Raw genomic sequence first — 1,404 nt, forward strand, 5'->3', positions numbered from 1 at the left:
GGGAGAGAGATTTGAAACTTCTTGCAAGAAGTTTCAATATTCTTGCAAGAATTTCCTGATTTCTGGCGCGGAATTCTGAAGCCACTGCACGGTTTTCAGGGATTTTGGCGAGCTTTTTGAAGATCACTGCGACTGTAGTCATGATCTTTCGCATGGAGGAGATTTATTCTGAAACAAGCGCTCCGCATGACCCAACCTGGTCGCGAGGACTACTGGTATTTGTGGTCAAAGATGTGGACTCAGAGAGCGGTCCCCTGGAAAGCCTGTTTCTCCGCGGAACCCAAAGAATGTGATCCCTCGACCTCACCCTAAAATCCCTCTCCTTCGCCCCGTCAGCTGGCTGTGGGTGGGAGAGGTCGGGCGAAAGAGAGGGACTTTGGGAAGCCGGCGGCAACCTTGGACCCGGAAAGTCCCCCTCTTTGACCTGCGGGGTTGGGTTGGTTGCTGGCATTGGGGGTCAGGGAGGGGGATTAAGGGGGCGGTGAGGCCGGCAATGCTTCGCATTTACAAACCTGCACCATTCCAGACTCAACCGGACAACCCCAAACCAATCCGCACCCCCAATCCCACGAACCTCCAAACAAACTCTTCCCCAATGTCAGCTTAACTGCATCTGCCTACCCTACTGTGTGTATGGGGAAAGATCCTTTTGTGTAAAACTGGAAAAGCGTCCCTGCCAACCGCGCCCCGAGACAGTTGTTCCCAGGATCATATCTTAAAAGAAACTACATTTGTTAAGGCGCAATAGCTAGTGATCATCGGATTTAAAGGGTCCTCACCGCTAAAACAATCGATTGTGATTTTTTGATAGGAGCTTGAAGTGTCAAGATCAAATTGGAGATAGATGTGCATATTCTGTGACTCATCTTTTGAACGAAATGTCCCAGTTTTCAACTCTCTCGAGAATTTTTCAAACTTCATTTTTAAAATTTACCCGCAACGCTGAAACCGCATTCTTCAGATTTTTAAAATCGTATTTGGCAAACCCTTCAAGGTGTACAAATACAACAGAATGCAACCGAGACCCTGCTGTAAACCTTTTTATTGGGAAGGATCTACTTTCCTATCTCCCATCGGATGCGCGAAAATACTACAGCATCATGTATCTAGTCCGGATTCGCAGGATTACCATCAGCAGGTTCATCAGCTTCCAGCCGCTCGAGCTCCGAGTTTACTATATACTCTGCCCTCGCATAGAGTTCATCGAACGTCAAGATCTTAGGATTATTCAGGTTGCTACGGTAAAGTTCAAATGAAGTGATTCTGTCCTCTTCATCCCCAAGCTGCGCTGTGTTGCCGATTATTAGAATTCCGGAGGGTTGAACGGTATTTATTCCCGCTTTCTGGAGATACTTGTTAGCCTTTGCGGTCGCACCTTCAGTATCCCAAGTGCGACAATTAGCG

The 1,404-nt window shown here is 47.7% G+C and carries 1 protein-coding gene; it reads right to left on the minus strand.

Going from position 1 to position 1,404, the window contains the following annotated elements; translation table 11 throughout:
• Positions 1 to 1,106: 1,106 nt before the first annotated feature.
• Positions 1,107 to 1,404: Shedu anti-phage system protein SduA domain-containing protein (locus ACKFKF_RS33465; RefSeq protein WP_446871693.1), on the minus strand; the 298-nt coding region annotated here is incomplete at its 5' end.

It is taken from the genome of Phormidesmis sp. 146-12, assembly GCF_052939495.1.